At 63.6% G+C, this 12,230-nt stretch carries 14 protein-coding genes; 9 read left to right on the forward strand and 5 right to left on the reverse strand.

The window, feature by feature from the left end:
- Positions 1 to 798: 798 nt before the first annotated feature.
- Positions 799 to 1,230 carry a hypothetical protein gene (locus NUG20_RS21265; RefSeq protein WP_263398572.1) on the forward strand — a complete coding sequence of 144 codons (432 nt, stop codon included), beginning with the start codon at positions 799 to 801 and terminating at the stop codon, positions 1,228 to 1,230.
- A gap of 135 nt (positions 1,231 to 1,365) precedes the next feature.
- Here NUG20_RS21265 and NUG20_RS21270 read toward each other — a convergent pair whose 3' ends face one another.
- The 3 genes from NUG20_RS21270 to NUG20_RS21280 form a co-directional block, all read right to left on the reverse strand.
- Positions 1,366 to 2,070 (reverse strand): DUF2306 domain-containing protein, encoded by a 705-nt coding sequence (locus tag NUG20_RS21270; protein WP_317852730.1) that lies wholly within the window; start codon positions 2,068 to 2,070, stop codon positions 1,366 to 1,368.
- 179 nt (positions 2,071 to 2,249) lie between these two features.
- Complete coding sequence (locus NUG20_RS21275) at positions 2,250 to 2,606, reverse strand: SymE family type I addiction module toxin (RefSeq protein WP_263396341.1); 357 nt, start codon at positions 2,604 to 2,606, stop codon at positions 2,250 to 2,252.
- The gene (locus tag NUG20_RS21280) at positions 2,599 to 2,928 is read right to left on the reverse strand and encodes a hypothetical protein (protein WP_263396342.1); all 330 of its coding nucleotides are present in this window, start codon (positions 2,926 to 2,928) and stop codon (positions 2,599 to 2,601) included. The genes NUG20_RS21275 and NUG20_RS21280 overlap by 8 nt, the downstream gene beginning before the upstream one ends.
- Before the next feature lie 436 nt (positions 2,929 to 3,364).
- Between NUG20_RS21280 and NUG20_RS21285 the strand changes: the two genes are divergently transcribed.
- The 7 genes from NUG20_RS21285 to NUG20_RS21320 all read left to right on the forward strand — a co-directional run bounded on the left by NUG20_RS21285 (position 3,365) and on the right by NUG20_RS21320 (position 9,370).
- Complete coding sequence (locus tag NUG20_RS21285) at positions 3,365 to 4,705, forward strand: hypothetical protein (RefSeq protein WP_263396343.1); 1,341 nt, start codon at positions 3,365 to 3,367, stop codon at positions 4,703 to 4,705.
- Positions 4,706 to 4,794: 89 nt separating this feature from the next.
- Positions 4,795 to 5,619: a DNA adenine methylase gene (locus tag NUG20_RS21290; RefSeq protein ID WP_263396344.1), complete on the forward strand. Its 825-nt coding sequence runs from the start codon at positions 4,795 to 4,797 to the stop codon at positions 5,617 to 5,619.
- Between the two features lie 185 nt (positions 5,620 to 5,804).
- On the forward strand, positions 5,805 to 6,251 hold the full coding sequence (locus NUG20_RS21295) for an HIT family protein (RefSeq protein WP_263396345.1): 447 nt from the start codon (positions 5,805 to 5,807) through the stop codon (positions 6,249 to 6,251).
- A gap of 158 nt (positions 6,252 to 6,409) precedes the next feature.
- The gene (locus tag NUG20_RS21300) at positions 6,410 to 6,898 is read left to right on the forward strand and encodes a hypothetical protein (protein ID WP_263396346.1); all 489 of its coding nucleotides are present in this window, start codon (positions 6,410 to 6,412) and stop codon (positions 6,896 to 6,898) included.
- Positions 6,899 to 7,318: 420 nt separating this feature from the next.
- Positions 7,319 to 7,636 carry a type II toxin-antitoxin system RelB family anti-toxin gene (locus NUG20_RS21310; protein WP_263396347.1) on the forward strand — a complete coding sequence of 106 codons (318 nt, stop codon included), beginning with the start codon at positions 7,319 to 7,321 and terminating at the stop codon, positions 7,634 to 7,636.
- The gene (locus NUG20_RS21315) at positions 7,633 to 8,916 is read left to right on the forward strand and encodes a type II toxin-antitoxin system HipA family toxin (protein WP_263396348.1); all 1,284 of its coding nucleotides are present in this window, start codon (positions 7,633 to 7,635) and stop codon (positions 8,914 to 8,916) included. The genes NUG20_RS21310 and NUG20_RS21315 overlap by 4 nt, the downstream gene beginning before the upstream one ends.
- A gap of 1 nt (position 8,917) precedes the next feature.
- Positions 8,918 to 9,370 (forward strand): hypothetical protein, encoded by a 453-nt coding sequence (locus tag NUG20_RS21320; RefSeq protein WP_263396349.1) that lies wholly within the window; start codon positions 8,918 to 8,920, stop codon positions 9,368 to 9,370.
- A 97-nt stretch (positions 9,371 to 9,467) separates the two neighbouring features.
- On the opposite strand, the gene NUG20_RS21325 is transcribed toward NUG20_RS21320, so the two are convergent.
- Positions 9,468 to 10,295 (reverse strand): AraC family transcriptional regulator, encoded by an 828-nt coding sequence (locus tag NUG20_RS21325; protein WP_263396350.1) that lies wholly within the window; start codon positions 10,293 to 10,295, stop codon positions 9,468 to 9,470.
- A 135-nt stretch (positions 10,296 to 10,430) separates the two neighbouring features.
- On the opposite strand from NUG20_RS21325, the gene NUG20_RS21330 reads away from it, so the two are divergent.
- Positions 10,431 to 11,384: an alpha/beta fold hydrolase gene (locus tag NUG20_RS21330; protein ID WP_263396351.1), complete on the forward strand. Its 954-nt coding sequence runs from the start codon at positions 10,431 to 10,433 to the stop codon at positions 11,382 to 11,384.
- 228 nt (positions 11,385 to 11,612) lie between these two features.
- Here the strand turns inward: NUG20_RS21330 and NUG20_RS21335 are convergent, their stop codons facing one another.
- Positions 11,613 to 12,179, reverse strand: a complete 567-nt coding sequence (locus NUG20_RS21335) for a TetR/AcrR family transcriptional regulator (RefSeq protein ID WP_263396352.1) — start codon at positions 12,177 to 12,179, stop codon at positions 11,613 to 11,615.
- Positions 12,180 to 12,230: the final 51 nt, after the last annotated feature.

Genomic DNA, 12,230 nt, shown 5'->3' on the forward strand with positions numbered 1-12,230 from the left:
TGAGGGTCCGGCGCGAAAGCGTCTCGCGGAGTTGGCTGCACGAGGCTTCGCCCGTACCCTCATCCGCCCCTGCGGGGCACCTTCCCCCGAAAAGGGGGCCATGGTCCCAGTGGGAGAAGGGAACAGCTGTTAGCCCCTCTCCCCCCGGGAGAGGGGTTGGGGTGAGGGTCCGGCGTGAAAGCGTCTCGCGGAGTTGGCTGCACGAGGCTTCGCCCGTACCCTCATCCGCCCCTGCGGGGCACCTTCTCCCAGTGGGAGAAGGGAACAGCCGCTAGCCCCCGGGAGAGGGGTTGGGGTGAGGGTCCGGCGCGAAGCGTCTCGCGGAGTTGAGTGCACGAGGCTGCGCCGATCCCCGAACCTAGCGTTGCTGCACAGATGCAGCGGCGCTTCCAACTCCTGATGCCTGCGGCATATCGAAACGTTCGCTCACCTTCTGCAGCGATGCCAACACGTGGCCGCCCGTCCGGCAACCGACAGAATGTCTTCAACGCAAACATCAAAACAAACCCAGCGTCGACGCGCGTACTGCCGCGTCCGGCTCGCTTGCACGAATCGCAAGCTATCTACGCTTGCCGACAAGTATTTCGCGTGTCGCCACGCGATCGCAGAACCCTTGCACACGCCCGCCATGCCAGCGACAAGCGCCATCACGCCCCATTTGCAATTGCCCAACCGGGTTGTTGCTAGAGTGCCGACGCGTCCCTGGCAGCGGCCCGCCTGCGCATCGCAGCGGTCCGCAACGTTTGGAATCTTTCATTGAATAGGAGTTGTCACGTGCCCTGGAAGTCCACTGTCGCAATGCTCGCCCTATCCACCGCCGCCCTGCCGGCCTTCGCCCAGTCCGATCGGCAAGTGGTCGAAGACATGGTGACCCGCTCCGCCAATGTCTGCCCCGGCCACAGCACCCAACGCACCACGCCCACCGTGAACGCCGTCCCCGTTGGCGCATTGCGCGTCATGCTCGAGCGCGGCCTGGTGATGTGCCCCGACCGTCGCCTCGACGCCGAAGCACCGGCCGTGTTCTACGGCAGGCTCGGCGTCTTCGCATGGAACCCCGACGTGGCGGCCAGCTCGGGCGTGATCGTCAAGCAGATCGGCAGCATGACCCGCAGCGACGAATTCCCCACCGAGACCTTGGTCTGGGACAGCAAGGGCACCGCACTCAAGCAGCAGACCGTGCCGATGTTCGAGCCGAGGCCGGGCGCCGCGGTGCTGTACAAGGTGCGCTAAGCCCGGCTTGCGCGCTGCGTTCGAACGTAGGGGTTAGCGGCACTCTCGTTCCCCGAGCGCGCATGCCGACCGCTGTTCCGAACCGCTTGTCATCGCGCCGCGCGCCGGTCGAAGCAACCCGGCGCGCCGCTCTCCTCAGCCGGCATCGGCACCGATGCCGGCGCGTGTGGGCGTCGCCGCCCGTGTGCCGCGGCGCATGGCGTCGACCAGGCGATGGCCCAGCGCATGGAGCAGCAACGGCACCATCCAACTGCTCCACAGCAAGACCGCGATCAGGCCAGGCGATGGCGTCATGCCCATCCCGATGGCACCAGGCAGCGCCAGACGAAACGCCACCGGCGCCAACGTCACCAAATACGCCCGCACCATCCACTGCCGGTGCCGCTCCACCTGGCCGCGCCGGATCGCCACGAACCCCACCGAACCGGTGACCAGCCACGCCACACTGGTCGCGGCAAATGCCACGCGGATCGCCGGCGGCGCCTGCGACGTGGCGATCAATCCGACCGTCCCGACCATCGCCACCAGCATGCCGGCGAAGTACGCGCGCCCCAGCCAGCGATGCAGCCGCGGAAACCGGCGCCAGCGCTGCGTGGCGAACTGCAGCGTCCCGAGCAACAGACCCACCGCCCCGCCGCCGAGATGGCACCACAACCAGCCGCGCCGGGTCAGGAACATGGCATAGGCGGGCGAGTCCAGCGCCGCATACTTGAGATAGACCGAATGCACGAACTCCACGCCCAACGCGGCCAGCGCCAGCCACAGCAGCGCCCAGCCCACGCGCGCGGCCGGCCTTGCGCGCGGCGCGGCAACACCATGGCGAATCGGATCGAGCTTCATGCGCGGCTCCTGCGGCCTGCCTGCCCTCGGCAGCGGCACGCTAGCATGGAAGCCGCGACGGATCGCGGCCGTCGTCGGATAACGTGCCGCGAGGAAACGGAGGAACGCGCCCGGCGCGGTTCCTCCGTTCCGTCATGCAGCCCGTGTTCCGGCGTTACCGCGAACCGACGCCGCCCGCCTCAATCCTCGCCGGCCATGCGCACCACCAACTCGCCATCGCGCACCTCGATGCGCAGCGTGCTACCGATGGCGAAGCCCAACTGCTCCAGCCAGCGCCCGCGCAAGCGCAGCGACGGCACGCGCTGGTTGCTGGCCGCGTAGTAGCCATAGCCGACCGTGCACCGCTGCGGCGGGCGCGGACGGCGGGGCGCACGCGGCGGGCGGGCAAGATCGGCCGCGTTGGCCGCAGCGACCTCCTCGGGCGTCAGCATTGGTGAGAGCGTCGGCTCGACGATGGTCCAGCGAAGGGACGGCGGCGGCCGGCGGGGCGCACGCTTGCGCGGTGCGGCGGCGGCGCGAGAAGGCGGCTTACGCATGGCGCTGCTCTCCTGGCGACACCGCATCGAGGCCGTTGCCGCAGAGCCGCTGCTCGTGGATCTCGTCCACGATCCCGCGCACCGCGCGGGCGGCAGTGAAGATGCTCTCGCCCAGGATCGACACGCTCTTGTCGTCCAGCGGCGTCCCGCTGCACACCGCCACCATGTCGCTCTGCGCGGTGATGGTGCGCAACAGCGCGTGGAACCGGTCGAGCTGCTGCAGGGTGACGCCGAAGGTGAAGTGTTCCTCCTGCGTGGGCAGCGTGGCCGCTGGCGCGGCGTGCCGCGGCGCAAAGGTGGTGCAGGCTTTCGGAGTCGTCATGGCATCCATCCTCGACGTGGGCGGACGGGATGTCCGCCAAGCCACCGTAGCGCGCCCTTTGGGATATCCAAAAAGCAGATATTCACTGGGAGCTTCAGCTACGTCATGCCCTTGCGGCAGTTGCCTTAAGCCAATTTCGTTGGTTCGATCTCTTCGCCTATAAGCACCGATGTCTCGATTTGTAGACGGCTCAGGTATCGAACAGACAGCAGCCAATCCTAGCGCTATGTTTAGACTGTGATGGAGATCGCATGCAAGCTAGCGGGTACAGCTGACGAGGCTAACTGCATTGCGCTGGTCACTTTAGCTAGCGGCCGGAACTTCCGGCTTTATCGACATGCTCATGGCCTCGTATGGCGATGTGGACGTACAAGGCATCGCGCGAGTCACTATCGCTTCACCACATTATTTTTTATAGTTTTCTTAAGGGGGAAAGATGAGCAGCACATTAGAGTTAAATGTCGACGAGTTGGAACTCGATTTGAAAAATCCTCGTTTTGCTGGTTTAACTAGCCAACGAGAGGCCCTTGAAAAGATCGTCGTAAATCAAGGAATTAAACTTGTTAATTTGGCCGAGGACATCTCGTTGAATGGCCTTAGCCCGGCGCACCGAATGCTGGTGATGAAGGCCCCTGGCAAGAAAAGTTCATCCTATATCGCCCTTGATGGCAATCGCCGCTTAGCTGCACTTCGCGTCCTGGCAAACCCCAGTGTATTAGATGGAATGACCGGAGTCGGAGATATTACTGCGCGAAGGCTCCGGAATTTGGCTAAGACATTTTCTCTCGCAGATGTTCAACCGATTGATGTATCGGTCTGCAAGGATGAAGATGAAGCTCGGCATTGGATTGAAGCAATCCACACGGGTGAGAACGATGGACGGGGCGTGGTTGGGTGGGACGGTATTGCCACCGCTCGCTATCGTGGACACACATCCTCATTAAAGGTGCTCGACTTCGTGCGCAACGCCGGCAAGCTGTCAGACGAAGAAGAATCTGCATTAGAACGCTTTCCAATTACCAATTTGGATCGCTTGCTCGGAACGCCGGAAGTACGAGAGCGCCTAGGTTTGGCTTTTGAGGATGGAGAGTTGTTGTCTGACTTACCTCAAAGTGAACTAATTAAGCCACTGAAAAGAATTGTTTCTGATATTGCATTAAAGAAGATCACTGTAAGTGGAATTAAAAGTAAGGACGACCGGCTTGAATATTTAAAGTCTTTGGGTCCGGCATTGCCGGATCTGAGTAAACGGACGGGCACATTGGAACCGCTTGACCAGCTATCTGCTCAGAGCAAGACGGGCACGTCAAAAGCGGGAACGGGTTCCACAAGTAAATCCTTAGTGGACCGGAAGACGCTAATTCCACCCAACTCGCAGTGCTCTTTGAATATCAATGACCATAAGCTCCAACAAATGTGCAAAGAGCTGAGGAAGCTGCCACTGGAAAATTATCCAATTGCCATTGCAGCGTCTTTTCGTGTCTTCTTAGAGTTATCGCTTGATCACTTCGGCGCCGAGAAGAAAGTTCCACAATATAATCCAGACATATCCCTAAAACAGAAAGTTGAAAGGATTTCTTCTTATTTACAGGATAACGGGCTTGCAACCAAACGTGATTTGCAGGAATTTAGGGCGCTCGCCTCTAATTCCAATAAGGCTTTGAGTATTGACCGGCTCCATGGCATAATTCATAGCAAATATTCTCTACCTACTCCTTCAGAGTTGCGTTCTGGCTGGTCCGAAGTACAGGTGGCTTTTACAAAAATTTGGGCTTGAAAATGAAAAATGAATCACGACCGTCATTTTACACTCCACTCCGTTACCCAGGCGGAAAGGGCAAATTGGTTCCATATGTAAAAAAGATCATGGAATCCAATAATTTAGTTGATGGGTCATATGCGGAACCATACGCAGGTGGCGCAGCGGTCGCGATGGAACTAGTACTTCATGAGTATGCCAAAAAAGTCTACATCAACGATATTAGCTCAGGTGTAGCTGCGTTCTGGCGCTCTCTTCTCAATAATACAGATCGGCTATGCAAGCTCATTCAGGGCGCATCTTTGACGATTGAGGAATGGCACCGCCAAAAACAAGTCCAAGCACATGTTGAAGCTCATGATGACTTAGAACTTGGCTTTTCGACTTTCTTTCTTAACCGAACCAATCGTTCAGGGATTTTAGGTGCAGGAGTAATCGGTGGGAAAGGACAGGCAGGCAAGTGGAAGTTGGATGCTCGCTTCAATAAAGAGGATCTTATACAACGCATCCATGCAATTGCGCGCGTGCGCGATCGCATCGAATTCCATCAACTTGATGCCATCAAATTTTTGGACCTGATTGCCCCAAAACTTCCGGCTAAGAGTCTGATCTATCTCGACCCTCCCTATTACGTTAAGGGTAGCGACCTTTACCTGCATCACTATCAGCACGATGACCATGTAAAAATAGCCAAGCGCGTGGCGAAGCTTATAACAAAAAACTGGATCGTGTCGTACGACAATGCCGATCAAATCCATGCAATGTATGGCAAATTCAGGGGAATTGTCTACGGCTTGAGTTACAGTGCCCAGGACCGCTACAAGGGTTCTGAGGCCATGTTTTTTTCAAACAAACTCATAATCCCAAAACCAGTCCGTCCAATGCACTTGATCGAATCAAACGCGAGTGATTTAAGTCAAGTCGCCAGATAATCTATTGATTAGATTTTCAAAAATGATCGAAACTGGATTCAATGTGCACTTCTCCCCAACCACCATGGCCTGACGGCATGGATGTCAGCTCCAGCCCACCAGCCGGCTTGTCCGATTGACGAGTCGCCGGAGCGCGCCAAAGAATCCGTTCCCGCCCCAGTGGGTCCTCTTCGCCGTTGCGCCTCATGCAGCACGCTCCCCCTAGGTACGACTGCCCGTTCTGCGGTATCGCCGCCACGCTGCCCTTGCCTGCGCCGGAATCGGCCGTTGTCCTGGTGGATGCCAACGTGTTCGCCTTGGTGCCGACGCACCACTACGCCGGCATCCAAGGCAACTGCCTGGTGATCCCGCGTGGCCACTACGAGAACGTGTTGGACATGCCCGACGACTTGGGCCGCGAGGTCTTCCGCGCCACGCGGCGCCTGGCGCATGCGATGCTGGCGGCCTTCGGCTGCGAAGGCATCTCCACGCGCCAACACAACGGGCCGGCCGGCAATCAGGATGTGTGGCACTACCATCTGCACGTGTTCCCGCGCTACGCGAACGACGGGCTGCATGGGGGGCAGAAAGTGCGCTACGTCACCGAGGAGCGCATTGCGCTAGCCGCCCGTCTCCGGGCCGCTTTACCGTAAGGCCCGCCGTTTCCGGTATCAGACCCGCTCATCGGCCACGCAAACCCGCCACGGCACTGAACCCGACTCCGTTACTCGTTAGACTCGCCTCGCCTTGGACCACGTCCGTTTTGGCCTCTGGCCCTCGATCCCCTGCAACGCAACCGGAGTGATGTGGAATGACCATGAGTCAATGGATGACGTATTCGCGTGGTGCCCGCATCAAGCGCCTGGCCCCTCTGCTGATTGGCGTCCTCGCCGCGCCAGCGGCGCATGCGCTCAATGCGGCGCAATGGCAAGCCGTCGCGCCCGCGATCCAGGCCGCTGTGGAATGCCGGGCAAAGCCCGATACCGCCAGTGCGGCGTGGAAGGCGCTGCCCCGCGACGGACACGGTGGCATTGGGCCGATCACGCCGCCCGCCCCCTTTGCGGTGTTCGGCCTGCCGGTGCAAGCGGTGTCCATCTTCATCGACCCGAACGGCGAACTTGGCGAGAGCTACACCGCCGACCTCGGCGCCAGCGCCGCGGCCGCGCGCAAGTCGGCAAAGCTGGGCGCGAACGGGCGCACCACCAAGATGGGCGACCTCACCCTCTCCGAAGAGAGCCCGCCGAAGCTGACCTGCACCGTCGCGGGCAGCTACGACGAAAGCGGCTATCAGGAAAACTGATGCTCGCTGCGTGTTGCGGGAAACAAAAGCCGGGGCAGGTTAAATTCCTACCGCCCAATGCGTAGAAGCCCAATGGCCTAGGAGGCCAGTGCTCGATACCTATAACGACAGGTATCGGCCACGCTCATCGGCATGGCGCGACGTCCCCGCCGCGATCTTCCTGGCATTCCGCAGCACATCGTGCAACAAGGAAACGACCGCCTGCCGTGCTTTTGGGGATGACGACGACCGCGTCCGTTACCTCCCTTTGCTGCATGACGCCCTGCATGCCTGGCCCGTCACTCGCCTTTTGGAGTTGTCCGCATCCGCTCTCTGGCTGTGGCCATGCTTCCGATGCGTGGAGGTGCCAAACTGAACACCCAAGCGCCCGCATAGAAAATAAAGTTGCGTTTCCCTTCAGGAAATGTAATTTAATCTTCCATGGCCAAACGTACCCCGCCCACGATGCCCCGTGCCCAGCGCCAGATCCGCGCCCTAGGCGAGCGCCTGCGCGCCGCGCGCATGCGGCGGCAGATGACCCAGGCCGAACTCGCCGCCCGGGTGGGCGTGAGCGTGCCCACGGTAGGCAAACTTGAGCGCGGCGACCCGGCCACCAGCCTGTCCACCATGCTGCGCGTGTTGACCGCGCTGGGCCTGGACAAGGACATCGACCTGCTGGCCCGCAACGACGAGGTCGGCCGCCAGTTGCAGGACAGCCAGCTGCGCCGCACGAATGCGAAGCGGGAGAGCACGCCGTGAGCCGCGCGGCCGACGACGTGCAGGAGCTCACCCAGGTCGAAGTCTGGCTGGACGATGCCGTGCTCGGCGGCCGCGCCCTGGTCGGCCACCTGACCCGCCGGCCCAGCCGCACGGGCGACACGCTCCAGTTCCACTACACCGACAGTTGGGCGAACCAGGCCGCGCCGATCCGCGCCTTTGCGCTGGACCCGCAGTTACCGCTCCACCGCGGCCCGTTGATCGCGCGCGGCGGCGCCAGCGCGCTGACCGGCGCGTTCGTCGACTGCTCGCCCGACCGCTGGGGCAAGCGCCTCATGGACCGGCGCGAGGTCATCGACGCGCGCGAGCAAGATCGCCGGGTGCGCGCGCTGCGCCCATGGGACTACCTGATCGGCGTCGGCGACGCCTCCAGGATGGGTGCGCTGCGCCTGCGAACGGCCGACGGCCGCCACCTGGACGACCATACCCTGAGCGCTCCGCCGATGACCGAGCTGCGTGCGCTGGAGGCCATTGCGGTGCGCGTGGAACGTGGCGACACCGACGACAGCGACCACGACATCAAGTGGATCAAGCAATTGGTGGCGCCCGGCGCGTCGCTGGGCGGCGCCAGGCCTAAGGCCAGCGTGCGCGATACCGATGGGACGCTGTGGCTGGCGAAGTTCCCTGCCGCCGACGATCGCCACGACGTGGGCCTGTGGGAATTCGTGACCTACCGGCTCTCGCTGGCGGCGGGCATCGCGATGCCCGCCGCGCGCCAGCTGGCCCTGTCCGACCTGGGCACCACCTACGCGGTGCAGCGCTTCGACCGTGCCGGGGCCGAACGCCGCGCCTACGCCTCGGCCTTCACCCTGCTGGACGTGGACGACAGCGAGGGCAGCAGCTACGCCGAGATCGCCCATGCCATCGAGAATCACGGCGTGGCCTCGGCGATTGCCGACGACCTGCATCAGCTCTACCGCCGCGTCGCCTTCAACGTGCTGATCGGCAACCGCGACGACCACCTGCGCAACCACGGGTTCCTGCGCGAGCCCGGTGGCTGGCGGCTGTCGCCGGCCTTCGACGTGAACCCCAATCCCAACAAGGACGCGCATGTGCTCGCCATCGGCCTGGACGATCCCACCCCCGACACGCGGCTGCTGCTGGACACCTGCGCGTACTACCGCCTGAGCAAGGCGCAGGCCGGCGAGATCATCGAACAGGTGCGCACGGCCATGCGCGGCTGGAAAGAGGAGGCCCGGCGCTGCGGAGCGCGCGGCGCCGAGATCGCGGCAATGGACGCGGTCATCGACGCTGAGCGCTGAGATGCCACGCAAGCACACGTTCCCGCCCTTCCTCGCCGGCGTAGTCAACGAAGTGGCCTACGCGCGCTGGTTGAACCGCAAGGCGATGGCTCATGTGCGGCGTGACCGGTTGCGCGGCCGCGCCTGCACCCGCGTGGCGTACAAGGACGCCATCCATGCCGCCGTGTTGGACAGCGGCGGCAAGGACCACTACACCGGCGAGCCGTTGGACTGGTCGCGGATCAGCACCTACACGAACGACGACTCGCAGACGGGCCGGCACGCCTACAAGCTGGGCTTCGCGCTGCTGCCCACCGTCGACCATGTATCCGCCTCGGCGACGGAGGTCAGTTTCAAGATCTGCGCGTGGCGCACCAACGATGCGAAGAACGACCTGTCGGTGCCGGATTTCGTGGCGCTGTGCCGACGCGTGCTGGAGCATCACGGCTACGCGGTGACGCCGCCGGCCAGCTGACGCGGCGCGAGGAGCCCTTCCGCACGAACGTCGGTCGATCGACCGCTGAGCGGCGGCAAGGCTGGGACCCGCGTGGTTCTTGCGGGCCGATAGATCTTCAACTCACTGCCTGCGCGCGCCTCCAGTCGCGCGGCGTCTGGCCCACGTGCGCCTTGAACGCGCGCGACAGCGCCGCTTCGCTGCCGTATCCCACGTCGGCGGCCACCACCTTCAATGGGCGGTCCTGACGCAGCGCCTGCTGCGCCAGGCTGACCCGCCAGCCCTGCAGATACTGCCCGGGCGTGATGCCCACCGTGTCGCGGAACGCGCCGGCGAACACGCTGCGCGACATGCCCGCGGCGGCGGCCAGGTCGTCCAGCGTCCACTCCTTCGCCGGCGATTCGTGCATGGCGACCAGCGCGTGGCGCAGCCGCGGATGCGCCATCCCCGCCAGCATGCCGCCGCGCACCTCGCCGCGCTCCATCAGCTGGCGCAGGATCAGGATGATCAACGCTTCGAACAAGCGGTTGATCAGCGCGTGGCGTCCGCAGCGCTGCGCGAACGCTTCGTCGAACAGCAGGTCCAGCACGGGTGAGCCGCCGTCGATCGCGTGCAGCGGCAGGCAGATGAACTCCGGCAGCGATGCGGCGATCGGGTTGCCCGCGCCGCCCTCGAAGCGCACGTTGGCGCAGGCCATGTCCGCGCCGCGCACCGGATCGGTGACGAAGCGGTGCGGCATCGGCCGCGGATACAGCAGCAGGCTGGGCACCTCCACTCTGTGCGATGCGCTGCCATGGAACACCTCGACCGCGCCCTGTTTCACCAGGTGCAGCTGGCCCGGGCCGTCCTCGGCCTCCAGCAGGTTGACCCCGCACAGCGGGCCGGCATGGAACATCTGGGCGGTGACGGAAAAGCGCTCCAGCAACACGGCGAGCCGGTCGGTCATCGGGACTCTCGATCAAGTTTTCAGGACGATACGTAGCCAATCGTATCGCCCCGGCGCGCAAAGTACACCTCGCCAGCCCGGCACGGCCAACCCGCCGCCCACCTTCCTCTTCCTTCCACCCAAGGATTCCATGCCATGAACGCTCTCACCCGCTCCGTCGCCGTCGCGCTCCTCGCCTTCACCGCCCAGGCCGGCTTCGCCGCGCAGGCCGCTCAACCCCAACAGAACGTCGCCACCAACGGCGCCGCCACCGTGAGCGGCAGCTACGTCACCACCCCGGACGGCGTGCAGCTGTACTACAAGGACTGGGGCCCGAAGGACGGCCCGGTGGTCACCTTCAGCCACGGCTGGCCGCTGAACTCGGACAGCTGGGAATCGCAGATGCTGTTCCTGGCCTCGAAGGGCTACCGCGTGGTCGCCCACGACCGCCGCGGCCACGGCCGCTCCAGCCAGCCGTGGGACGGCAACGACATGGACCACTATGCCGACGATCTGTCTGCGGTGATCGAAGCGCTGGATCTGAAGGACGTCACCCTGGTCGGGTTCTCCACCGGCGGCGGCGAAGTGGCCCGCTACATCGGCCGCCATGGCACCGGCCGGGTCAAGAAGGCGGTGCTGGTCAGCGCCGTGCCGCCGATGATGCTGAAGACCGCCGACAACCCGGGCGGCCTGCCGATCGCCGTGTTCGATGGCCTGCGCAAGGGCTCGCTGGACAACCGCGCGCAGCTGTACATGGACATCGCGTCCGGCCCGTTCTTCAACTTCAACCGCCCCGGCCACACGCCGAACCCGGCGCTGATCCAGTCGTTCGTGGCGCAGGGCCTGCAGGCCGGGCACAAGAATACGTACGACTCCATCGCCGCGTTCTCCGCCACCGACTTCCGCGCCGACCTGAAGAAGTTCGACGTGCCGACGCTGGTGATCCACGGCGACGACGACCAGATCGTGCCGCTCGACAGTTCGGGCAAGGCCTCGGCCGCGCTGATCAAGAGCGCCAAGCTCATCGTCTACCAAGGCGCGCCGCATGGCCTGGCGGACACGCACAAGGATCGCCTCAACCAGGACCTGCTGGATTTCCTGAGCAAGTGATCGTTGCATGGCAACGGGCCCGGGCAGTCGATGCCAGGGCCCGTTGCTTTTGGCGATCAGGTGGAGAAGTTCCCTGCGTCCGGCCAGCACCGTCGGCCACTTTTCTGCCAGCTCATCCAGCGAATGATTTTGCGGCAGATCTTCGCGCACGCAATCCAGCAAGCTGCTCAGCAATGCGTCCTGCAACTGGCATCCCACCTGATGCCGACCCGGTGCCCGCGACGCCGCCTAAGCGTGCGGCGTGCGCGAGCCGATGCCCTCGATAAACAACCCGATCAGGTGCGCGATGCGCGTCTTCGGCGAGCCGAGCTGCTCGGTGGCCAGCGAGGTGGCGGTGGCCACCACGACGAGGTCGTCGAAGCTGACGTCGCGGCGGACGACGCCGGATTTCTGCGCGAGCCGCAACAGCCGGCGCCCCTCCTTGCTGATGGCGTCGCACCCCGGGGTGCCGCTCTGCAGCATCGCGCCGAGCGAGGCGGCGAGCCCGCGATAGACGCTGGTGTGCACCACCAGGTCCTCGAGATATGCGCGCAGCGCGGCCAACGGATCGAGCGTACCGGCGCGCGCGTGGCTGACCGCGGCCAGCGACAGGAAGTGTTCGCTGTAGGCGGCCGCGAACAGCGACTCGCGCGTGGGGAAGCGCCGATAGAGCGTGCCGATGCCGACGCCGGCGCGCTTTGCGACGTCTTCCATCGACGCCTCGGCGCCACGCTCCAGGAACACCGCCTCGGCCGCGGCGAGCAGGCGCTCGCGGTTGCGCTGGGCATCGGCGCGCAGAGGAGTGTCGGTGGTCAACGTGGGCTCGTTCGGAATGGCTTGTGGAAACGGAGGCTACCTCCATATACT

The organism is Xanthomonas sp. CFBP 8443 (assembly GCF_025666195.1).
Classification (GTDB): domain Bacteria; phylum Pseudomonadota; class Gammaproteobacteria; order Xanthomonadales; family Xanthomonadaceae; genus Xanthomonas_A.

What these genes read in the sequence shown, in the direction of transcription:
- NUG20_RS21265 (WP_263398572.1), top strand. Translation starts at nt 799, where the DNA reads ATGCTCGCCCTATCCACCGCCGCCCTGCCGGCCTTCGCCCAGTCCGAT.
- NUG20_RS21270 (WP_317852730.1), bottom strand. Translation starts at nt 2,070, where the DNA reads ATGAAGCTCGATCCGATTCGCCATGGTGTTGCCGCGCCGCGCGCAAGG.
- NUG20_RS21275 (WP_263396341.1), bottom strand. Translation starts at nt 2,606, where the DNA reads ATGCGTAAGCCGCCTTCTCGCGCCGCCGCCGCACCGCGCAAGCGTGCG.
- NUG20_RS21280 (WP_263396342.1), bottom strand. Translation starts at nt 2,928, where the DNA reads ATGACGACTCCGAAAGCCTGCACCACCTTTGCGCCGCGGCACGCCGCG.
- NUG20_RS21285 (WP_263396343.1), top strand. Translation starts at nt 3,365, where the DNA reads ATGAGCAGCACATTAGAGTTAAATGTCGACGAGTTGGAACTCGATTTG.
- NUG20_RS21290 (WP_263396344.1), top strand. Translation starts at nt 4,795, where the DNA reads ATGGAATCCAATAATTTAGTTGATGGGTCATATGCGGAACCATACGCA.
- NUG20_RS21295 (WP_263396345.1), top strand. Translation starts at nt 5,805, where the DNA reads ATGCAGCACGCTCCCCCTAGGTACGACTGCCCGTTCTGCGGTATCGCC.
- NUG20_RS21300 (WP_263396346.1), top strand. Translation starts at nt 6,410, where the DNA reads ATGACCATGAGTCAATGGATGACGTATTCGCGTGGTGCCCGCATCAAG.
- NUG20_RS21310 (WP_263396347.1), top strand. Translation starts at nt 7,319, where the DNA reads ATGGCCAAACGTACCCCGCCCACGATGCCCCGTGCCCAGCGCCAGATC.
- NUG20_RS21320 (WP_263396349.1), top strand. Translation starts at nt 8,918, where the DNA reads ATGCCACGCAAGCACACGTTCCCGCCCTTCCTCGCCGGCGTAGTCAAC.
- NUG20_RS21325 (WP_263396350.1), bottom strand. Translation starts at nt 10,295, where the DNA reads ATGACCGACCGGCTCGCCGTGTTGCTGGAGCGCTTTTCCGTCACCGCC.
- NUG20_RS21330 (WP_263396351.1), top strand. Translation starts at nt 10,431, where the DNA reads ATGAACGCTCTCACCCGCTCCGTCGCCGTCGCGCTCCTCGCCTTCACC.